This is a genomic window from Comamonas aquatica NBRC 14918 (assembly GCF_000739875.1).
In the GTDB taxonomy this organism is placed as follows: Bacteria; Pseudomonadota; Gammaproteobacteria; order Burkholderiales; family Burkholderiaceae_C; genus Comamonas; species Comamonas aquatica.
This window is the reverse complement of record NZ_BBJR01000043.1, coordinates 1-20,541: the sequence shown is the minus strand read 5'-3', so window position 1 is coordinate 20,541 and position 20,541 is coordinate 1. Positions and strand designations below refer to the sequence as shown.

The window sequence follows — 20,541 nt, the reverse complement described above, 5'->3', positions numbered from 1 at the left end:
GTGTGCAGCATGCCAAGGCGCATGTGCAGAGAAATTCAGTTGGCTTCCAGCGGGGGGTAGCTGCGCTGGGGTTGCGCGGTGTCGCGGGCGACAGCGTCCGCAGCCTTGGGCTTGGCGGCCGGAAACTTGGCCAGCTGCTCTTCGGAGGCCTGCAGGTTGGGCACCTTCAGCTTGCCGGTGGGCTTGCCCAGAGTGGCCACAAATTCAGATTCCGAGGGCATTTCATCGCCTTCGGCCCGCACGAAGCGTTCGCCTTCGAAGAAGACGTTCAGCTTGCGGTTCTGGGCTTCCACCCCCTGGCGCTGGATGGTGAACACATAGTCCCAGCGGTCGGCGTGAAAAACGCTGGTGACCAGGGGCGTGCCCAGGATTTCACGCACCTGCTGGCGGCTCATGCCAGGCTGCAGGGCCTGCACCTGTTCGCGCGAGACGAAATTGCCTTGCACCACTTCCACCTTATAGGGGGTGATGGAGCTCATGGCATTGCGGGTGGTTTCACTCACGCTGCTACATGCGGCCAGCAGCGAGACGAGAGACAGGGTCAGCGCCACCCGGAGGCGACAACGGGCGTGTACATGCATGGGTAATAAGCCAAGGATATGATCTGGCCCATTGTAGCGGCAGGTGCTGTCGGGGCTGGCGCGCAATTGCGCACCCGGTTTTGGGCCGTTTTGTTGTCAGGGGCAAGCTGTCGTAAGCTTGTGCCGCAACCCACTTTCAATTACGCCATGAAGAACATCGACGACCTCAAAAGCACAGGCCTGAAAGCGACGCTGCCGCGCCTGAAGATCTTGGAGATTTTCCAGGGTGGCAAGCAACGCCATATGACGGCCGAAGACGTGTTTCGCGTCCTGCTCGATGAGCGTTCGGACATTGGTCTGGCGACGGTCTACCGCGTGCTGACCCAGTTCGAGCAGGCCGGCATCTTGCTGCGCAGCAATTTCGAAAGTGGCAAGGCGGTGTACGAGCTCAACGAGGGCCAGCACCACGACCATTTCGTCTGCACGGCGTGCGGCAAGGTGGAGGAGTTCTATGACCCCGAGATCGAGAAGCGCCAGCAGATGATCGCCGACCGCATGGGCTGGAGCATCCAGGATCACTCCATGTCGCTGTACGGCCAGTGTGCCGACTGCACGACCAAGGTGGGCAAGCGCTGAGCGCCGGCACGCCGAGCGTGCCCTGCTGCTGACCAGGCATCCTCGTGATGCCTTTTTTTATGCCGCCTTACTGGGCGCCGCGGCCCATGTCGCGCTCCATCGCCTTGCGGTGACGCTCGACAAACTCTTGGTAGGTGTCGATGCCCCGCAGCTGCAGGATGCTGTTGCGCACGGCGGCTTCCACCAGCACCGCAATGTTGCGGCCCGCGGTCACGGGAATCACCACCTTGCGCACCGGGATGCCCAGCACGTCCTGGGTCAGGGGCTCCTGGGGCAGGCGTTCGTACTCGCGCTCCATGGTTTCCTTGCGCACCAGGTGCACGATGAGCTTGAGGCGCATCTTGCGGCGCACGGCGGTCTCGCCAAAGATGGCGCGGATGTCCAGCAGGCCGATGCCACGCACTTCCAGCAGGTTCTGCAGCAGCTCGGGGCACTTGCCCTCGATGGTGGTCTGGTTGATGCGGTACAGGTCGACGGCATCGTCGGCAACCAGGCCGTTGCCCCGGGTGATCAGTTCCAGGCCCAGCTCGCTCTTGCCCAGGCCGGACTCGCCGGTGATCATCACCCCCATGCCCAGGATGTCCATGAACACGCCGTGCATGGTGGTGCGGTCGGCAAAGTGCTTGGACAGGTAGGCGCGCAGCACGTCGATGACGAAGGCCGAGGCTTCGCGCGTGGCGAACATGGGGATTTGTGCCTGTTCGCACATGGTCAGCAGGGCGGGGGGCGCCGCCTGGCCATCGGCCAGCACCAGCACCGGGGGCTCCAGCTTGACGATGCGCGCAATGCGTCGGGCGCAGTCTTCGGGGGTGGCGTTCTGCAGGTAGGCCACCTCGCGTTCCCCCAGCACCTGCAGGCGGTAGGGGTGGATGTAGTTCAGGTAGCCGACCAGATCGGCGCCGGAGCGCGCGGAGCGCACGGCCATTTCATCGAAGCGGCGTTCCGAGGCGCCCAGGCCGGCCAGCCATTCCCAACGCAGCGTGGTACGAAAAGCTTCGAAGAGCCGGTTGGCGTTGATGGCTTTGTGGCGCATGGCGGGGGCAGTGAAACCTTGCCGGCCCTCGCAGCAGGCAAGGTGGGGTTAGTTGGCAGCAGCGGATTGCCAGGTGGCAATCAGTTCGTGCAGGACCAGGGCGTCGTTGGCGCTCTTGAGCGACTCGCGCAGGCCGCTGTCGCTCAGCAGCTCGGCAATTTCCGACAGGATTTCCAGGTGCTGCTGGGTGGCGGCTTCGGGCACCAGCAGAAAGATCAGCAGCTGCACCGGTTGCTCATCGGGGGCATCGAAGCCGATGGCGCGGGCCAGCTGGAACACCGCGGCCATCGGGGCCTTCAGGCCCTTGATGCGGCCGTGGGGGATGGCGACGCCATGGCCCAGTCCGGTGGAGCCCAGACGCTCCCGGGCGAACAGGCTGTCCGTGATCAGCGCGCGCGACAGGCCGTGCAGTCCTTCAAACAAAAGACCGGCTTCTTCAAAAGCGCGTTTTTTGCTGGTGGCATCAACGCTCACAAGCACTTGAGCGGGCGACAGGATGGAAGCTAGACGGTTCATGTTGGGAAGAATTATGCATCGCCCGGACCCAGAATGCTGGCTGGTGCGCCGGAGCAAAAAGGCCGCCAACTGGCGGCCTGTCAGGGCAGACTTTACCCAAATCTGCATTCAAGCAAAAGACAAGGTGCTTTAAGGGGCCGCGAAGGCCGCCACGGCGTGTTTGGTCGGCGTGCAGCGCCAGCACTTGGTGCGGGTCTTGTGGCTGAGGGCCAGGCGGTCCAGCTTGTCGGCCAACTCGTCGATCGCGGCGTACAGGTCAAAGTGCTTGCTGCCGGCGTGCAGGGCATTGCCCTTGACGAGGATGCTGCATTCGGCGCGCTGGCGCCCGTCCTTTTGCGCTTCGTTGTGCGTGGACAGCAGCACCTTCACGTGGATCACTTGGTCCACATGGCGCAGCACGCGGTCCAGTTTGGCGAGAACGTAGGCCCGCAAGGCGTGGCTGACATCCAGATGGTGGCCGCTGATGGTCAAGTTCATAAATCAACCTCCTGTGCTTTCAGGGTGGCAAAGCTGGGGGCCGCACACCGGAGGGTGCGGCCTGGGGCGGTTGAATGCGCATTCGTCGCTTGCGGACCACTATGCGCCTGTTGACCGGGGTGTGCAAGCGCATGCTGGGGTAGCACGCGGGGAAATGGCCGCCCGGCAGACGGGGGGCGCAAATGAGCGCAAAATGGGGCGTTTTTGCTGCGGTCTGCTGGGCGTGTGCACCGCTGCGCAGGACCGGCATCGACATTGACGCAACCAGGGGCGCTGCGTGCGCCAGCGTCTGGCCCCGCCCTAAAATCCTGGCCTGCAGCACGGCCTGCCCGGCACGGCGACTTTGCCAAGTTTCGAATTCCTTTTGTCTGCCTTCTCCATGACACAGCCCACGACTTCTGCCCTGCACACTTCCAACATCACGTCCCTGCCGCTGCTGGCGCGCGGCAAGGTGCGTGACAACTACGCCGTGGGGGACGACCGCATCCTGATGGTGGCTTCGGACCGTCTGTCGGCCTTCGACGTGATCATGGGCGAACCCATCCCCGGCAAGGGCGTGCTGCTGACGCAGATGGCACTGTTCTGGTTCGACAAGCTGGGCCACATCTGCCCCAACCACCTGACCGGCGAAGCGCCCGAGTCCGTGGTCAAGCCCGAGGAAGTCAAGCAGGTCGAAGGCCGCTCCATGCTGGTTAAGCGCCTGAAGCCGGTGCTGATCGAGGCCGTGGTGCGCGGCTACCTGGCCGGCAGCGGCTGGCAGGAATACAAGGCTTCGCAGTCGGTCTGTGGCGTGAAGCTGCCCGCCGGCCTGACCAACGCTGCCAAGCTGCCAGAGCCCATCTACACCCCCGCCGCCAAGGCCGAGATGGGCGACCACGACGAGAACATCACCTACGAGCGCACCGTGGAAATGGTGGGCGAGCAACTGGCCGCCCAGATCCGCGACACCGCCATCCGCATCTACAAGGAAGCGGCCGAGATCGCGCTGACCAAGGGCATGATCATTGCCGACACCAAGTTCGAATTCGGCCTGACCGAAGACGGCACCCTGGTGCTGATGGATGAGGTGCTGACCCCCGACAGCTCGCGCTACTGGCCCGTGGAAGGCTACGAGGACGCGCTGGCCAAGGGTGAGAACCCGCCCAGCTACGACAAGCAGTTCGTGCGCGACTGGCTGGAGCAGGCCAAGGTCAACGGCAAGCTGTGGGACAAGACGGCCCCGGCGCCGCGTCTGCCCCAGGAGGTGATCGAGAAGACCGCCGCCAAGTACCGCGAAGCCCTGCAGCGCCTGATGGCCTGAGCAGGCGCCACGCGCCGCTGAAAAAAGCAGCCCGAGGGCTGCTTTTTTTGTGCGTGCTCGCAGAAAAGAGAGCGGTCAGCGCTCTTCAGTAGTGGCTTTGAAGCTGAAAAGTATCTGAAATCCTTGCCAGGCTTGCGCAGACAGCTCCTGGTTGGTGCAACCCTGCGCAGTCCGCAGTCCGCAGTCCGCAGTCCGCAGTCCGCAGTCCGCAGTCCGCAGTCCGCAGTCCGCAGTCCGCAGTCCGCAGTCCGCAGTCCGCAGTCCGCAGTCCGCAGTCCGCAGTCCGCAGTCCGCAGTCCGCAGCTCTCAGCTCTCAGCTCTCAGCTCTCAGCTCTCAGCTCTCAGCTCTCAGCTCTCAGCTCTCAGCGGCGTGCGGGGGCGGCCTGCAGGGCGCTGGCCATGTCCATGGCCAGCTTGCGCAGGGCCTGCCAGCTGTCGCGCGGCCAGCCGTCGGCGGGCAGGCCCTTGACGATGCCGTCGACTAGGTGGGCCGAGTGCAGCAGGCGCACGGCGGCATTGGGCGTGAGGCGGGGCACCACGCGCTCGAACAGCTTTTCCTTGGCGCCCCAGATGCGCAGGCCGCGCAGCACCATGGGCAGGGGCTGGCCGCCGGCCAGCGCGTCCTTGGCGCGCTTGAGGTTGCGGATGTCTTCGGCCAGCGTCCAGTGGACCAGCACCTCGGCCGTGCCCTCGGCCTGCAGTCCGTCGAGCATGCGCATGGCGCGCGGCAGGTTGCCGGACAGCACGGCCTCGGACAGCTTAAAGACGTCGTAGCGCGCCACGTTCAGCACGGCCTGTTCGACCACCTCGTAGCTCAGCTCGCCCTCGGGCTGCAGCAGGCCCAGTTTCTGGATCTCCTGGTGCGCGGCCAGCAGGTTGCCTTCCACGCGGTCGGCGAAGAACTGCAGGGTGCGCTGGCCCGCCTCGCCCGAGGCCACGCGCTGGCCCTGCTGGGCCAGGCGCTGCGCAATCCAGGTGGGCAGGGCGGCGCGCTCGATGGGGTCGATGGCCACGGTCACGCCGTTGGCGTCCAGCGCGGCGAACCAGGCGCCCTTCTTGGTCTGGGCGTCCAGGCGCGGCAGGGTGACCAGGGTCAGCGTGTGCTCGTCCTGGGCGGCGTGGGCGGCCAGCTGCTGCAGGGCGGCGCTGCCGTCCTTGCCGGGCTTGCCCGAGGGGATGCGCAGCTCCACCAGCTGCTTGTCGGCAAACAGGCTCAGCGATCCACCGGCGGCCAGCACCGCACTCCAGTCGAAATGCGCCCCCTGCACGGTGTGCACGCTGCGTTCGGTGTGGCCGGCTGCGCGCGCGGCGGCACGGATGGCGTCGGCCGCCTCCTGCTGCTGCAGCGGTTCGTCGCCGTACAGGGTGTACAAAGGCCGCAGACCTTTGTGCAGGTGTGCGGCCAGCTGGTTCAGTGCCAGTTGCATGGGGGCTTATTCCGCCGGGGGGTGGGCGGCGGCTAGGCGGCGCAGCAGCTGCTGCGCCATGTCGGCGTACATGTTGCGGTACAGGGCGGCTTCTTCCTCGTCCTTGGCCAGGGCCAGGGATTCGCTGTAGCTCATGTCGCGCTTTTGCTGGATTTCCGCGTCCTCGATCCAGACGCGGCCGTCGCGGTCGACCAGCTTGAAGCGGCCGGTCAGGCGCAGCTCCACCTCGCGCACCTGGCCGGACACGGTCTTGGCCAGCACCACGCGCTGGCGGCTCTCGCCCAGCAGGTGCAGGGTGGCCTCGGCCGTGTCGGGCTTGGCGGGCGGCAGCACCACGGTCAGGTTGCCACCGGCCGTGGCCAGGTGGCGCAGCACTTCGCGGGTGAAGGGCGAGCCCGCCGGGGCCTGCACATACAGCGATTTGAAGGGGAAGGACGGCGCGCCACGCAGGCGAAAGCCGCAGGCGCTGACCACGGGGGCCAGCACCATCAGGGAAAGCAGCGTACGTTTGCGCATGGCGTGCATCCTCAGGCGTCGTCAGACGACGATGTTGACCAGACGGCCTGGCACCACGATCACCTTCTTGGGGGTGGCACCGTTGATGAACTTCTGGGCTTCTTCGTGGGCCAGGGCGGTGGCTTCGATCAGGGCCTTGTCGGCGGCGGCGGGCACGCGGATCGCGCCGCGCAGCTTGCCGTTGACCTGCAGCACCAGCTCCAGCTCGTCCTGCACCAGGGCCGAGGCATCCACCTGGGGCCAGGCCGCATCCAGCAGGTCGCCCTGCTTGTTGGCGTAGCCCAGCTCGTTCCACAGCACATGGGTGATGTGCGGCGTGGCAGGGTAGAGCACGCGCAGCAGGATGCCAAAGCCTTCGATGGCAGCGATCTGGCCGTCGGCGCTGTCCAGACCCTTGAAGCCTTCCAGCGCGTTGATCATCTTCATCGCGCCCGAGACCACGGTGTTGTACTGCATGCGCTGGTAGTCGTAGTCCACCTGCTTGAGCACGGTGTGGATTTCCAGGCGCAGCGCCTTGGCGTCCTTGCCGAACTGCACCTGGGACAGGTCGGACAGGCCGTCGGTGGCGGCTTCGGCGGCGGCGTAGTTGCCGGCCAGCAGCTTGGCGCCGAAGTTGTAGACGCGGCGCAGGAAGCGGTAGCTGCCTTCCACGGCGGCGTCGTTCCACTCCAGCGTCAGCTCGGGCGGTGCGGTGAACATGGTGTACAGGCGCGCGGTATCGGCGCCGTACTTCTCGATCAGCTCCTGCGGGTCGATGCCGTTGTTCTTGGACTTGGACATGGTGCCCACGCCCTCGTAGTCGATGGCCGTGCCCACGGGCAGCAGGCCGTCGGCGCTGTCAACCTCTGTCTTCAGCTTGGCACCGATGATCTTGCCGGTCTCGTCGTGGACGTGCTCGACGTCCTTGGGCCAGAAGTATTCCTTGGCGCCCTTGGCCGTGCGGCGGCTGTAGATGTGGTTCAGCACCATGCCCTGGGTCAGCAGCTTGGTGAAGGGCTCGTCGATCTTGAGCAGGCCCAGATCGCGCATCACCTTGGTCCAGAAGCGGGCGTACAGCAGGTGCAGGATGGCGTGTTCCACACCACCGATGTACTGGTCCATAGGCATCCAGTAGTCGGCGCCGTCGGCCACCATTTTGTCGGCGTTCTGCGCATCGCAATAACGCATGAAGTACCACGAACTGTCCACGAAGGTGTCCATGGTGTCGGTCTCGCGTCGGGCAGGTTTTCCGCAGCAAGGGCAGACCACGCCTGCGTGGAATGCTTCACTTTTTACCAGGGGGTTGCCTGAGCCATCGGGGACCAGGTCTTGCGGCAGCACCACGGGCAGGTCTTGCTCTGGCACAGGCTGTGCGCCGCAATCGGCGCAGTGGATGATGGGGATGGGAGTGCCCCAGTAGCGCTGGCGGCTGATGCCCCAGTCGCGCAGGCGCCAGGTGGTTTTGAGCTCGCCCAAACCCTTGTCGCCCACGATCTTGGCCACGGCCTGCACCGCATCCTTGTGGTTCAGACCGTCGAGATCGCCGGAGTTGATCAGTACGCCGCGCTCCTTGTCGCCATACCAGTCGCTCCACTGCTTGTCGTCATAAGCGGCCTGGCCTTCCACGGCCACCACCTGTTTGATGGGCAGGCCGTACTTGTTGGCGAAGGCGAAGTCGCGCTCGTCGTGGGCGGGCACGCCCATCACGGCGCCGTCGCCATAGCTCATCAACACGTAGTTGCCGACCCAAACTTCCACTTGCGTGCCGGTGATGGGATGGGTGACGAACAGGCCCGTGGGCATGCCTTCTTTTTCCTTGACGGCCAGCTCGGCTTCGGTGGTGCCGCCTTTTTTGCATCCCTCGATGAAGGCTGCCAGCTTCTCGTTGGCGGCAGCGGCGTGCAGGGCCAGAGGGTGCTCGGGCGCCACGGCGCAGAAGGTCACGCCCATGATGGTGTCGGCGCGCGTGGTGAAGACGTACATCTTGCCGTCTTGAATCAGCTCACCGGCGGCATTCTTGATGTCGTGGGTGAACGCAAAGCGCACACCCGCTGATTTGCCGATCCAGTTTTCCTGCATCAGGCGCACCTTGTCGGGCCAGCCGGTCAGCGTGGCCTTGTCGTTGCCGACCTGCACGTGGTCCAGCAGTTCTTGCGCGTAGTTGGTGATGGCCAGGTAGTAACCGGGAATCTCGCGCTTTTCCACCAGGGCGCCGGTGCGCCAGCCGCGGCCGTCGATGACCTGCTCGTTGGCCAGCACGGTCTGGTCCACCGGGTCCCAGTTCACCACCTGGGTCTTGCGGTAGGCGATGCCCTTGTCCAGCATCTTCAGGAACAGCCACTGGTTCCACTTGTAGTACTCGGGGTCGCAGGTGGCGATCTCGCGGCTCCAGTCGATGGCCAGACCCATGGACTGCATCTGCTTCTTCATGTACGCGATGTTGTCGTACGTCCACTGGGCCGGTGGCACCTTGTTCTTCAGCGCGGCGTTCTCCGCGGGCAGACCGAAGGCATCCCAGCCCATGGGCATCAAGACGTTGTAGCCCTGCATGCGCAGCTGGCGCGTGAGCATGTCGTTGATGGTGTAGTTGCGCACGTGGCCCATGTGCAGTTTGCCGCTGGGGTAGGGCAGCATGGAGCAGGCATAGAACTTTTTCTTGTTGCTGTCCTCTACGACACGGTAGGCATCGCGGGCGGCCCAATGGTCGTGCGCCGCGCGTTCGACCTCGGTGTGGTTGTATTTGTCTTGCATGAGCTGGTAGATCGGTTGTGCAGTCAAAATACTGCTTTCTCTGGATTTTAGGCGCTAGGACGGTTCCCTTGGCGCGCGAACGGGCGACCCTTTCGGTGCGGTTTGCCTGCAGATCCCCTTCTCTGACTGACTTTTTCTGACATTCGTTTGGACTGGTGCCAAACGCGGGTGTGTGCCGTGGATTTGACTGCTGTTGCTTTGTATGCCGGGATGGAGCCGTGGGCCCAGGCCTGTACCGGCCTGGTGTTGCTGGCCCTGCTGGCCCTGGTGTCGCGTTTCGTGGTGCAGGGCGTGCTGCTGCATTTCGTGCGCCTGTGGCGCCGGGCGATGCCGGCCATGGGCTGGGCGCCCATCCTGCTGCACGACCATGTGCTGGTGCGCCTGGCCAAGATCGTGCCCTCCGTCGTGGTGCAGTTGGGCATCCACTGGGTGCAGCACCTGCCGCCCAACGCGACCAAGGCGATTGGCAACCTGGCGACGGCGCTGACCGTGTACCACGTGGTGCGCGTGGTGGCCACGCTGCTGGGCGAGATCAACGATGCCCACGACCGCCACGACGGCCCCAAGGCCACGCAGACCCACTCCATCAAGAGCTATGTGCAGTTGGCCAAGCTGGTGGCCTACATCGTGGGTGCGCTGCTGATCGCGGCGGCCATCATGGACCGCTCGCCGCTGCTGCTGCTGTCGGGCCTGGGCGCCATGTCGGCGGTGCTGATGCTGGTGTTCAAGGACACCATCCTGTCCTTCGTGGCCGGGGTGCAGATCGCCTCCAACGACATGATGCGCGTGGGCGACTGGATCGAGATGCCCCAGGCCGGCGCCGACGGCTTCGTGGTGGACATCGCGCTGAACACCGTCAAGGTGCAGAACTGGGACAAGACCATCACCACCATCCCCACCTGGCGGCTGATGACCGAGAGCTTCAAGAACTGGCGCGGCATGTTCCAGTCCGGCGGGCGCCGCATCATGCGCTCGCTGCTGGTGGATGCCGCCACCGTGCACCTGCTGACCCCGGCCGAGCGCCAGAACCTGGCGCGCATCCGCCTGCTGGATGGTTTCTGGAGCGAGCGCGAGGGCCTGCTGGCGCAGGACGGCCAGGGCGGCGTGCTGCCCCCGCAGGCCGCCGTGGCGCCGGACATGGTGACCAACCTGGCCGCCTTCAAGGCCTATGCCTATGCCTACCTGCAGGCCCACCCCGGCATCTCCAAGGCGCCCGGCATGTTCATGCTGGTGCGCACGCTGGAGCCCACGGCCACCGGCGTGCCACTGCAGCTGTTTTGCTACACCGCCACCACCGTGTGGGTGGAGTACGAAGGCATCCAGGGCGATGTCATCGATCACCTGATCGGCGTGCTGCCGCAGTTTGGACTGGCCCTGTACCAGCGCTCGTCCGACCAGGGCAGCCGCCAGATCGCCCAGGCCCTGGCCCACGGCGAGCATGCCTAAGCCCGCGCGCGCCAGCACCGCCGCCCACCTCCGGGGATAATTTCGCTATGACTAAGCACAGAGTGGTCGTCGGCCTGTCCGGCGGCGTGGATTCGGCGGTGACCGCCTATTTGCTCAAGCAGCAGGGCCATGACGTGGTCGGCATCTTCATGAAGAACTGGGAAGATGACGACGACAGCGAGTTCTGCTCCAGCCGCCAGGACTTCCTGGACGCGGCCAGCGTGGCCGATGTGATCGGCATCGAGATCGAGCACGTCAACTTCGCCGCTGAGTACAAGGACCGCGTCTTCGCCGAGTTCCTGCGCGAGTACGAGTCCGGGCGCACGCCCAACCCCGATGTGCTGTGCAACGCTGAGATCAAGTTCAAGGCCTTCCTGGACCACGCCATGCGCCTGGGGGCGGAAAAGATCGCCACCGGCCACTACGCCCGCGTGCGCCAGAACGCCACGACCGGCCTGTTCGAGCTGCTCAAGGGCCTGGATCCGTCCAAGGACCAGAGCTACTTCCTGCACCGCCTGAACCAGGCCCAGCTGTCCAAGACGCTGTTCCCCGTGGGCGAGCTGCACAAGACCGAAGTGCGCCGCATCGCCGAGGAAATCGGCCTGCCCAACGCCAAGAAGAAGGACTCCACCGGCATCTGCTTCATCGGCGAGCGGCCATTCCGCGATTTCCTGAACCGCTACATCAGCAAGGAACCCGGTCCCATCCTGGACGACCGCAACCGCAAGCTGGGCAAGCACGTGGGCCTGAGCTTCTACACCCTGGGCCAGCGCTCGGGCCTGGGCATCGGCGGCGTCAAGGACAAGGGCGCGGCGCGCGGTGCGGGCGACCATGCCCCCTGGTTCGTGGCCGCCAAGGAGGTGGAGAAGAACATCCTGCGCGTGGTGCAAGGCCATGACCACCCGCTGCTGCTGTCGCACCGTCTGGACGCGGACAACGCCAGCTGGGTGGCGGGCCATGCGCCCGTGCCCAGCACCTATGGCTCCAAGACCCGCTACCGCCAGCCCGATTCGCCGGCCCTCCTGGGGGCCTGCCCCAGCGCCACACAGTTCCGCCTGGACTTTCCCGAGGCGCAATGGGCGGTCACGCCCGGCCAGTCGGCCGTGCTGTACGACGGTGAGGTCTGCCTCGGTGGCGGCATGATCGCCGCCGTCGATCCCCAGGACTGAGGCCGGCGCCACGGCGGGCCGCGGAGCCGGTCACGCCCCCAGCCCAGGCCAACACCAGGCACGCTTGCGTGCCTTTTTTTGTGCGCAAAATCTGGGTCAAATCACGCGCTAGCGCCCATCCAGACTGCGCGGGTTGCTATGGAATCAGTCGACCAGTTGGGCGCGGGCCTTGGCCATCCAGCCGTGCAGGTGGGTGTGCAGGTCGCTCTGGCTGAAGGAGCAGCTTTCCTCGGTGAACAGGGCGCTGGACTCCAGTCGGTCCAGCAGTTGCAGCAGCACCGGGCCGTAGCGCTCGGGCAGGGCCGCCAGCAGGGCGTGGGCGGCGCGCGCCTGGTCGTTGAGCTGTGCGGCGCTGAGGCTGCCGTCCTCCAGGCGCAGCAGGGCGTCGTCCAGGGCCTGCAGCTGCAGCAGGGCGTCGGTGTGGGCGGTCATGGCCGTTCTCCTCGGTGGCGGGGTGTTGGTATGCAGTGTAGGGCGCGGCAGACAGCCCTGTCACCGCACAGACCTCGCTTCTCGGCGAGAATCTGGGCATGAACGCGCTGAACATTGCCGAAACCATGCAGACCATGGGTTTGCAAGCAAAAGTGGCTGCAGCCCAGATGGCACGGGCGAATGCTGCTACCAAAAGCAAGGCCTTGCTGGCCTTGGCACGCCTGCTGCGCGACAACGTCGCGGCGCTGCAGGTGGACAACGCCCGGGACCTGGAGCGGGCCGTGGCGAATGGACTGTCCGACCCGATGGTCGACCGCCTGCGCCTGACGCCCAAGGTGCTGGAGACCTGCGCCCAGGGTTGCGAGCAGCTGGCCCACATGCCGGATGTGATCGGCGAGATCTCGGGCATGAAGCAGCAGCCCAGCGGCATCCGCGTCGGCCAGATGCGCGTGCCCATTGGCGTGTTCGGCATGATTTACGAAAGCCGCCCGAACGTGACCATCGAGGCCGCCAGCCTGTCGATCAAGAGCGGCAACGCCTGCATCCTGCGCGGCGGCTCCGAGGCCATCGACTCCAACAAGGCCCTGGCCCGCCTGGTGGCCCAGGCCATGGCCGAAGCCGGACTGCCCGAGCATGGCGTGCAGTTGGTGCAGACCACGGACCGCGAGGCCGTGGGCCAGCTGATCGCCATGCCCGCCTATGTGGACGTCATCATTCCGCGCGGCGGCAAGGGCCTGATCGAGCGCATCAGCCGCGACGCCAAGGTGCCGGTGATCAAGCACCTGGACGGCAACTGCCACACCTATGTGGACGACCCCTGCGACATCGAGCTGGCCGTCAAGGTCACGGACAACGCCAAGACCCAGAAGTACAGCCCCTGCAACGCCACCGAAAGCCTGCTGGTGGCGCGTGGCGTGGCGCACGAGTTCCTGCCCAAGATCGGCGCCATCTTTGCCGCCAAGGGCGTGGAGATGCGCGGCTGCCCCGAAGCCCTGGCCATCCTGCGCCAGGTCGCCGGCGCCCAGCTGGCCGAGGCCACCGAGGCCGACTGGAGCGAGGAATACCTGGCCCCCATCATCAGCGTGAAGGTGGTGGACGGCCTGGATGCCGCCATCGCCCACATCAATCGCTACTCCAGCGGCCACACCGAGGCCATCCTGACGCGCGACCACGTGCACGCCCAGCGCTTTTTGCGCGAGGTCGACTCGGCCAGCGTCATGGTCAATGCCAGCACCCGCTTTGCCGACGGCTTCGAGTACGGCCTGGGCGCGGAAATTGGCATCAGCACCGACAAGTTCCATGCGCGCGGTCCGGTGGGCATCGAGGGGCTGACCTCGCTCAAATACATCGTGCTGGGCGAAGGCGACGTGCGCAGCTGAAGACCGCAGGCCGGACGGCGGCGGTTGGCCGCGCGGCCTGGGCAGGTGCCTGCATCACAAGGACAGGGCATGAAGATCATCATCTTGGGGGCGGGCCGGGTCGGCTACAGCGTGGCGGAGAGCCTGGTCTCCGAGCGCAATGACATCACCGTCATCGACACCGATGCCCAGCGCCTGCAGGAGCTGCAGGACCGGTTCGACCTGCGCGGGGTCGTGGGCAACGGCATCGACGTGCAGGTGCTGGCCGAGGCCGGCGCCGCCGACACCGACCTGCTGATCGCCTGCGCGGCCCAGGACGAAACCAACCTGGTCTGCTGCAAGATCGCCCACATGGTGTTCGGCGTGCGCACCCGCGTGGCGCGTGTGCGGGCGGCGGGCTTCGATGTGTCGCAGCCGCTGCTGGGCCCCGAGGGCTTTGCGGTGGACACCATCATCTGTCCCGAAACCTCGGTGATGCGCTACATCCTGAAGCTCATCGAGTACCCCGATGCCCTGCAGGTGCGCGAGTTCGCCGGCGGGCGCGCCTGCCTGTCCTCGGTGCGCGCGCGGCTGGGGGCGCCCGGCGTGGGCATGCGCATCGGCGACGTGCGCATGCACCACCCGGAGCTGGCGATGCGCATCGTGGCCATCTACCGGCGCTTTGCCGACGAGCCCGACCGCTTCGTGCGCTGTGACGGCAGCACCCGCATCGAGCCGGGCGACGAAGTCTTCGTGCTGGCCGCCAGCGAGCATCTGCAGCAGATGCTGAATGTCTTTCACCGCCCCAGCGGCCAGCCGGCGCGGGCAGTGCGTCGTATTTTGATAGCAGGCGGCGATCCGGTCAGCCTGCACCTGGCCCAGGCCCTGGCGAGCGAGCCGGGGCGCTTCATCGTCAAGATCATCGAAAGCGATCCGCGCCGCTGTGAGGTGCTGGCGGCGGCCCTGCCCAGCGAGGTGCTGGTGCTGCAGGGCAACCCCACGGACGAGGACCTGTTCGCCGACGAGAGCGTGGAGGAGACGGACTTGTTCCTGGCGCTCACCGAGGACGACGAGAACAACATCATGGCCAGCCTGCTGGCCAAGCGCATGGGCGCCAGCCGCGTGCTGGCGCTGATCAACCGGCGCAGCTATGCCGACCTGATGCACGGCACGCAGATCGACATCGCGCTGTCGCCCGCGCAGGCCATGCTGGGCGAGTTCCTGGCCCATGTGCGCAAGGGCGACGTGCAGGCCGTGCACAGCTTGCGCCGCGGCGTGGCCGAGGCGCTGGAGATCGTGGCGCGCGGCGACCGCAAGAGCTCCAAGGTGGTGGGGCGCCCGGTGGAGGCGCTGAAGCTGCCGCCCGAGGTGCACATCGGCCTGATCATCCGCGGCCTGCCGGACACCGAGGACATCCAGGCCCAGGCCGAAGGGGTGGAGCCCGAGGTCATCATCCCGCACAGCCACACCGTGATCGAGAGCAACGACCACGTGGTCTTCTTCCTGCCCAACAAGCGTTTGGTGCAGGAGGTGGAGCGGCTGTTCCGCGTCAGCGCCACGTTCTTCTAACGCGCAGGAGCGCTGCATGCAAGACCTGTTTCCCGTACTGCGCGTGTTGGGCGTGCTGCTGGTGTTCTTCGCCCTCGGCATGACGGTGCCGCTGGCGGCCTCCTGGTGGATGCAGGACGGGGTCTGGCCTGCCTGGCCGGCCGCCGTGGCGGCCACGGCGCTGGCCGGGCTGCTGCTGTGGTTCTGCATGCGCCACCACAAGCGCGAGCTGCAGCCGCGCCACGGCGTGATCCTGGTGACCCTGGTGTGGGTCTGCCTGCCGCTGTCGGCGGCCCTGCCGATGATGGCGGTCTACCACCTGCTGGGGCGCGAGCTGCCTTTCACCTATGCCTATTTCGAGGCCGTGTCCGGGCTGACCACGGCGGGCTCGTCCGTGCTGTCCAACCTGGACGAACTGCCGGTGTCGCTCAACCTCTGGCGCACCTTCCTGCAGTGGGTGGGCGGCATGGGGATCCTGATCCTGGCCGTGGCCATCATGCCGCTGCTGGGCGTGGGCGGCAGCCAGATGTTTCGTGCCGAGGCGGCCGGCCCGGTCAAGGACACCAAGCTGACGCCGCGCATCACCGGCACGGCCAAGGGCCTGTGGGGGGTGTACGCGGTGTTTTCCGTGTCCTGCATGCTGGCCTTCTGGCTGGGGGGGATGGAGCCGCTGGATGCGCTGATGCACATGTTCACCACGGTGAGCCTGGGCGGGCTGTCGTCCCACGACGCCAGCTTCGGCCACTTCCAGTCACCGCTGCTGGAGGCCATCGCCTTCGTCTTCATGGTGGCGGCCAGCTGCAATTTCGCGCTGTATTTCGTGGCCATGCGCAAGGGCAACTGGCAGGGCTTCTGGCGCGACCCCGAGATGCGCGCCACGGTCGGCGTGCTGCTGGGCAGCAGTGTGCTGGTGTCGCTGCTGCTGTGGATCAAGGGCGTGTACGGCCCGCTGGAGGCCTTCCGCTACGGCATGTTCAACACCGTCTCTGTGGCCACCACCACGGGCTTTGCCACGGTCGACTACCTGAGCTGGCCGGTGTTCGCCCCGTTCTTCATGCTGTTCCTGTCGGGCATGGCCACCAGCGCGGGCTCGACCGGCGGGGGCATCAAGATGATGCGCATGCTGATTCTGTTCAGCCAGGCGCGGCGTGAGCTGACACGGCTGGTGCACCCGCGCGCCGTACAACCGGTGGTGCTCGGTGGGCGTGTCGTGGATAACCGCATGATTTTTGCCGTTCTGGCGTTTATGCTGGTGTATGGCGGCACGATTGTGCTGCTGAGCATGGTGATGATGCTGACGGACCTGGATCCCATCACGGCGTTTTCGGCCGTGGTGGCCAGCGTGCACTGCCTGGGACCGGGGCTGGGCAGCATCGGACCGGCCTCTTCGTACGCGGGGCTGACGGACTTTCAGATCTGGGTCTGCACGCTCGGTATGTTGTTGGGGCGCTTGGAGATTTTGAGCTTTCTCGCACTGCTGACCCCTGCATTCTGGCGCCGGTGAGTGAGCACCTGCGTATGATTCAGGGCATAAGGGTAAACACTTAAGTTTGCAGCGATTACCTACAATTACATAACCACCGTCGTTCGAGGACATACATGGTTCCACATCTCATCACCGCTTTGACCGGGCCGATCAACGAGCTTGAGCAGCGCATCATCGACTCCATGCCAGCCATCGAGCGCTGGTTCCGCCTGGAGTGGATGGAGCACACGCCGCCCTTCTACAGCTCGGTGGACATCCGCAATTCCGGTTTCAAGCTGGCCCCTGTGGACACCAACCTGTTTCCCGGCAACTGGAACAATCTGACCGACCAGATGTTGCCCCTGGCGGTGCAGGCCACCATGGCCGCGATCGAGAAGATCTGCCCCGAGGCGCGCAACCTCCTGATCATTCCGGAGAACCACAACCGCAACCCCTCCTACCTGATGAACCTGGCGCAGCTGCAGCGCATCTTCAAGATGGCGGGGCTGAATGCGCGCCTGGGCTCCATCAGTCCGGACATCAAGAAGCCCACCGAGCTGAAGCTGCCCAACGGCGAGAGCGTGCTGCTGGAGCCGGTGATCCGCACCAAGCGCCGCATCGGCCTGAAGTACTTCGACCCCTGCACCATCCTGCTGAACAACGACCTGTCGGCCGGAGCGCCAGGCATCCTGGAAGAGCTGTATGAGCAGTACCTGCTGCCTCCTTTGCACGCGGGCTGGAGCGTGCGCCGCAAGAGCCGCCATTTCCAGAGCTACGAAGAGGTGGCCAAGCGCTTCGGCAAGCTGCTGGGGATTGACCACTGGCTGATCAACCCCCTGTTCGCCAAGGTGGAGCAGCTGGACTTCAACGAAGGCACGGGACTGGACAACCTGGCCACCCAGGTGGATGCGCTGCTGACCAAGGTGCGCCGCAAGTACAAGGAATACGGCATCAAGGAGAAGCCCTTCGCCATCGTCAAGGCCGACAACGGCACCTATGGCATGGGCGTGATGACGGTGCGCGACGCCAAGGAGCTGGACGACCTGACCAAGAAGGCGCGCAACAAGATGGGCATCATCAAGGATGGGCTGTCCGTGCAGGACTTCATCATCCAGGAAGGCGTGCAGACCTCGGAGCGCATGAACGACGCCGTGGCCGAGCCCGTGGTCTACACCCTGGACCGCTATGTGGTTGGCGGCTTCTACCGCATGCACCCCGAGCGCGGCATCGACGAGAACCTGAACGCCCCCGGCTCCAGCTACGTGCCGCTGGCGTTCGCGCACAGCACCCACATGCCCCAGCCCGGCATGCACCCCGGTGCCAGCGCGCCTAACCGCTTCTACATGTACGGCGTCATCGCGCGCCTGGCCATGCTGGCCGCCAGCTATGAGCTGGAAGCCACCAACCCCGACGCCGAGGTTTACGACTGAGGTCTGGGTCAGGACACGACACGACACGGCCGTGGTGTAAAAAGAATAGCTGCCAGCGCTGGTTGTGCAAGGAATTCAGATATAAATCTATTAGAAATCCTTGTAAAACCAGCGCAACCAGCTTCTGTTTTCAAAGCGCAGCTCCGGGTCTGCGCTTTTTTTATGCCGTCGTCCCCGGCGTGCCAGAGCCGGGTGGCGCTGCGCGGTGGCTGTGCGCACAATGTGCGCCATGCAATTTTTCAGAGACTTCAGCCTGTCGGCGCTGAGTGCCGGTTTTGTGGCGGTGTTGGTGGGGGTGACCAGCTCGGTGGCCCTGGTGTTCCAGGCGGCCCAGGCCTTCGGGGCCACGCCGGCAGAGATCAGCTCGTGGATGTGGGCCCTGGGCTGGGGCATCGGCCTGTGCTGCGCCGTGCCTTCGCTGCTGCTGCGCAAGCCGGTGATGGTGGCCTGGTCCACGCCCGGGGCCGCGGTGCTGGCGGCCGCCGGGGTGGCAGGCGGCTTCAGCATGGCCGAGGCCGTGGGCGCCTTCATCGTCAGCGCGGCACTGATTGCGCTGTGTGGCTTCAGCGGCTGGTTCGAGCGGGTGATGGACCGCATCCCCGCGGCGATTGCGGCGGCGCTGCTGGCCGGGGTGCTGGCCCGCTTTGGCCTGCAGGTGTTCGAGTCGGCGCAGACGGCCCTGCCCCTGGTGCTCAGCATGCTGCTGACCTATGTGCTGTCGCGGCGGCTGTGGCCCCGCTATGCCGTCATGCTGACCCTGATGGCCGGCATCGCCTGTGCGGCCTGGCAGGGGCAGATGCAGTGGTCGCAGGTGGAGTGGCGCCTGGCCCTGCCGGTGTTCACCACGCCCAGCTTCACCTGGCAGGCCTGCATCAGCGTGGCGCTGCCGCTGTTTGTGGTCACCATGGCGTCGCAGAACCTGCCGGGGGTGGCGGTCATCCGCACCGCCGGCTATGCGCTGCCGGTGTCCCGGCTGGTGGGCACCACCGGTGTCGTCACCTTGCTGCTGGCGCCGTTCGGGGCCTTCGGCATCAACCTGGCGGCCATCACGGCGGCCATCTGCATGGGCACCGAAGCCCACGCCGACCCGGCCAAGCGCTACACCGCAGCGGTCTGGTGCGGTCTGTTCTATGTGCTGCTGGGCATCTTCGGGGCCGTGGTGGCCGGGCTGCTGGCGGCCTTCCCCAAGGAGCTGGTCATGGCGATTGCCGGGCTGGCGCTGCTGGGCAGCATTGGCGGGGGGCTGGTGGCTGCGCTGCAGCAGGACAGCAGCCGTGAAGCGGCGCTCATCACCTTTCTGGTCACGCTCAGCGGCGTGGTGATTGCCGGCATCGGTTCGGCCTTCTGGGGCGTGGTCGCCGGTGGCTTGACCCTGTTCGTGCAACAGTACCAACCTTGGCGTACAAAAGCGCGTTGAACCTTTTCTTCTTTCTTGATCGGGGCGCTGCCCCAGCCCACCATGCAATTTCTGTTTGTCGCCGATCCCCTGGAATCTTTCAACACCAAGAAGGACAGCACCTTCGCCATGATGCGCGAGGCCCAGCGCCGTGGGCATACGGTGTTCGCGACCGAGCCCCGGGACATCAGCTGGCAGGTGGGGGGTAAGGTGGTGGCCCAGGTGCGGGCCCTGCGCCTGACCGGCGATCTGCACGACTGGTACGAAGAAGTGGGTGTGGCACAGCAGGCGCTGGCCGACTTTGATGCCGTGCTGATGCGCAAGGACCCGCCGTTCGACAGCGAATTCTTCTATGCCACGCACATGCTCAGCCAGGCCGAGCGCGAAGGCGCCAAGGTCTTCAACAAGCCGGCGGCGCTGCGTGACCACCCCGAGAAGATGGCGGTGATGGAATTCCCCGAGGTGCTGGGCCCCACCCTCATCACCCGCAACCCCCAGGACATCCGCGCCTTCCATGCCCAGCACCAGGACATCATCCTCAAGCCGCTGGACGGCATGGGGGGCATGGGCATCTTCCGCGTCGGCGCTGATGGCATGAACCTGGGCTCCATCATCGAAACCCTGAACCAGCAGGGCGCTACCAGCGTGATGGTGCAGAAGTTCCTGCCTGCCATCGCCCAGGGCGACAAGCGCATCCTCATCATTGGCGGCAAGCCCGTGCCGTACTGCCTGGCCCGCATTCCGCAGGGCAATGAAGTGCGCGGCAACCTGGCTGCGGGTGGCAAGGGTGTGGCCCAGCCGCTCAGCGACAGCGACCGTGCCATCGCCGACAAGCTGGGTCCCATCCTGGTTGCACGCGGCCTGCTGCTGGTGGGCCTGGATGTGATCGGCGACAAGGTCACCGAGATCAACGTCACCAGCCCCACTTGCTTCCAAGAGATCCAGCAGCAGACCGGCTGCGACGTGCCGGCGCTGTTCGTGGATGCGCTGGAGCAGGCGGTCCAGGCCGCTGCCTGAGTGCGGTATCAGGCACCCGCTGCAAGCGGGTGCAGGAAATCCAAGGGATTTCCCTGGGGGTGCCAAAAATAGGTATAGAATTGCGGTCTTCGCTGCTCACGACAACTGACAGCGAGCAAGAAGAAAAAATTCTTCCTGAAAGTAC

18 protein-coding genes are annotated in these 20,541 nt (G+C 65.6%); 10 read left to right on the top strand and 8 right to left on the bottom strand.

Annotated elements, in window-relative coordinates:
* Window positions 1-35: 35 nt before the first annotated feature.
* Entirely contained in the window at window positions 36-581 is a 546-nt protein-coding gene (locus CA2_RS09485; RefSeq protein WP_042415860.1) for an outer membrane protein assembly factor BamE, read from the bottom strand.
* A 147-nt stretch (window positions 582-728) separates the two neighbouring features.
* On the opposite strand from CA2_RS09485, the gene fur reads away from it, so the two are divergent.
* Window positions 729-1,157 carry a ferric iron uptake transcriptional regulator gene (gene fur, locus CA2_RS09480; protein ID WP_042415857.1) on the top strand — a complete coding sequence of 143 codons (429 nt, stop codon included), beginning with the start codon at window positions 729-731 and terminating at the stop codon, window positions 1,155-1,157.
* Between the two features lie 67 nt (window positions 1,158-1,224).
* Here fur and hprK read toward each other — a convergent pair whose 3' ends face one another.
* From hprK to hpf, 3 genes are all read right to left on the bottom strand, one after another.
* Window positions 1,225-2,190, bottom strand: a complete 966-nt coding sequence (gene hprK, locus CA2_RS09475; RefSeq protein ID WP_042415854.1) for an HPr(Ser) kinase/phosphatase — start codon at window positions 2,188-2,190, stop codon at window positions 1,225-1,227.
* A 48-nt stretch (window positions 2,191-2,238) separates the two neighbouring features.
* Window positions 2,239-2,706 (bottom strand): PTS sugar transporter subunit IIA, encoded by a 468-nt coding sequence (locus tag CA2_RS09470; RefSeq protein WP_042415852.1) that lies wholly within the window; start codon window positions 2,704-2,706, stop codon window positions 2,239-2,241.
* Between the two features lie 129 nt (window positions 2,707-2,835).
* Window positions 2,836-3,183, bottom strand: a complete 348-nt coding sequence (hpf, locus tag CA2_RS09465) for a ribosome hibernation-promoting factor, HPF/YfiA family (RefSeq protein ID WP_042415849.1) — start codon at window positions 3,181-3,183, stop codon at window positions 2,836-2,838.
* 379 nt (window positions 3,184-3,562) lie between these two features.
* Between hpf and CA2_RS09460 the strand changes: the two genes are divergently transcribed.
* Window positions 3,563-4,483, top strand: coding sequence for a phosphoribosylaminoimidazolesuccinocarboxamide synthase (locus CA2_RS09460; protein ID WP_042415848.1), 921 nt, complete (start codon window positions 3,563-3,565; stop codon window positions 4,481-4,483).
* A gap of 362 nt (window positions 4,484-4,845) precedes the next feature.
* On the opposite strand, the gene holA is transcribed toward CA2_RS09460, so the two are convergent.
* Genes holA through leuS form a run of 3 tightly spaced genes read right to left on the bottom strand, consistent with a single transcriptional unit; the run spans window position 4,846 to window position 9,156 of the window.
* Entirely contained in the window at window positions 4,846-5,910 is a 1,065-nt protein-coding gene (gene holA / locus CA2_RS09455; protein ID WP_042415846.1) for a DNA polymerase III subunit delta, read from the bottom strand.
* 6 nt (window positions 5,911-5,916) lie between these two features.
* The gene (locus CA2_RS09450; protein ID WP_042416002.1) at window positions 5,917-6,426 is read right to left on the bottom strand and encodes an LPS-assembly lipoprotein LptE; all 510 of its coding nucleotides are present in this window, start codon (window positions 6,424-6,426) and stop codon (window positions 5,917-5,919) included.
* Between the two features lie 21 nt (window positions 6,427-6,447).
* Complete coding sequence (gene leuS, locus CA2_RS09445) at window positions 6,448-9,156, bottom strand: leucine--tRNA ligase (protein WP_042415844.1); 2,709 nt, start codon at window positions 9,154-9,156, stop codon at window positions 6,448-6,450.
* A gap of 210 nt (window positions 9,157-9,366) precedes the next feature.
* Between leuS and CA2_RS09440 the strand changes: the two genes are divergently transcribed.
* Together CA2_RS09440 and mnmA are read left to right on the top strand one after the other, a co-directional pair.
* Window positions 9,367-10,602, top strand: coding sequence for a mechanosensitive ion channel family protein (locus CA2_RS09440; protein ID WP_042415842.1), 1,236 nt, complete (start codon window positions 9,367-9,369; stop codon window positions 10,600-10,602).
* Between the two features lie 47 nt (window positions 10,603-10,649).
* Window positions 10,650-11,771 (top strand): tRNA 2-thiouridine(34) synthase MnmA, encoded by a 1,122-nt coding sequence (gene mnmA / locus CA2_RS09435; RefSeq protein ID WP_042415838.1) that lies wholly within the window; start codon window positions 10,650-10,652, stop codon window positions 11,769-11,771.
* A 144-nt stretch (window positions 11,772-11,915) separates the two neighbouring features.
* On the opposite strand, the gene CA2_RS09430 is transcribed toward mnmA, so the two are convergent.
* A complete protein-coding gene (locus tag CA2_RS09430) occupies window positions 11,916-12,203 on the bottom strand; it encodes a hypothetical protein (protein WP_042415834.1) in 288 nt (95 codons plus the stop codon).
* A gap of 98 nt (window positions 12,204-12,301) precedes the next feature.
* Here CA2_RS09430 and CA2_RS09425 point away from each other — a divergent pair, with 98 nt between their 5' ends.
* The 6 genes from CA2_RS09425 (at window position 12,302) to gshB (ending at window position 20,396) form a co-directional block, all read left to right on the top strand.
* Window positions 12,302-13,582 carry a glutamate-5-semialdehyde dehydrogenase gene (locus CA2_RS09425; protein WP_042415831.1) on the top strand — a complete coding sequence of 427 codons (1,281 nt, stop codon included), beginning with the start codon at window positions 12,302-12,304 and terminating at the stop codon, window positions 13,580-13,582.
* A gap of 69 nt (window positions 13,583-13,651) precedes the next feature.
* Window positions 13,652-15,109: a Trk system potassium transporter TrkA gene (gene trkA / locus CA2_RS09420; RefSeq protein ID WP_042415828.1), complete on the top strand. Its 1,458-nt coding sequence runs from the start codon at window positions 13,652-13,654 to the stop codon at window positions 15,107-15,109.
* Window positions 15,110-15,125: 16 nt separating this feature from the next.
* The gene (locus CA2_RS09415) at window positions 15,126-16,592 is read left to right on the top strand and encodes a TrkH family potassium uptake protein (RefSeq protein ID WP_042415826.1); all 1,467 of its coding nucleotides are present in this window, start codon (window positions 15,126-15,128) and stop codon (window positions 16,590-16,592) included.
* A gap of 95 nt (window positions 16,593-16,687) precedes the next feature.
* Entirely contained in the window at window positions 16,688-17,983 is a 1,296-nt protein-coding gene (gshA, locus tag CA2_RS09410) for a glutamate--cysteine ligase (RefSeq protein ID WP_042415823.1), read from the top strand.
* 220 nt (window positions 17,984-18,203) lie between these two features.
* The gene (locus tag CA2_RS09405; RefSeq protein ID WP_281176768.1) at window positions 18,204-19,400 is read left to right on the top strand and encodes a benzoate/H(+) symporter BenE family transporter; all 1,197 of its coding nucleotides are present in this window, start codon (window positions 18,204-18,206) and stop codon (window positions 19,398-19,400) included.
* A 42-nt stretch (window positions 19,401-19,442) separates the two neighbouring features.
* Window positions 19,443-20,396, top strand: coding sequence for a glutathione synthase (gene gshB, locus CA2_RS09400; RefSeq protein ID WP_042415997.1), 954 nt, complete (start codon window positions 19,443-19,445; stop codon window positions 20,394-20,396).
* Window positions 20,397-20,541 lie beyond the last annotated feature (145 nt).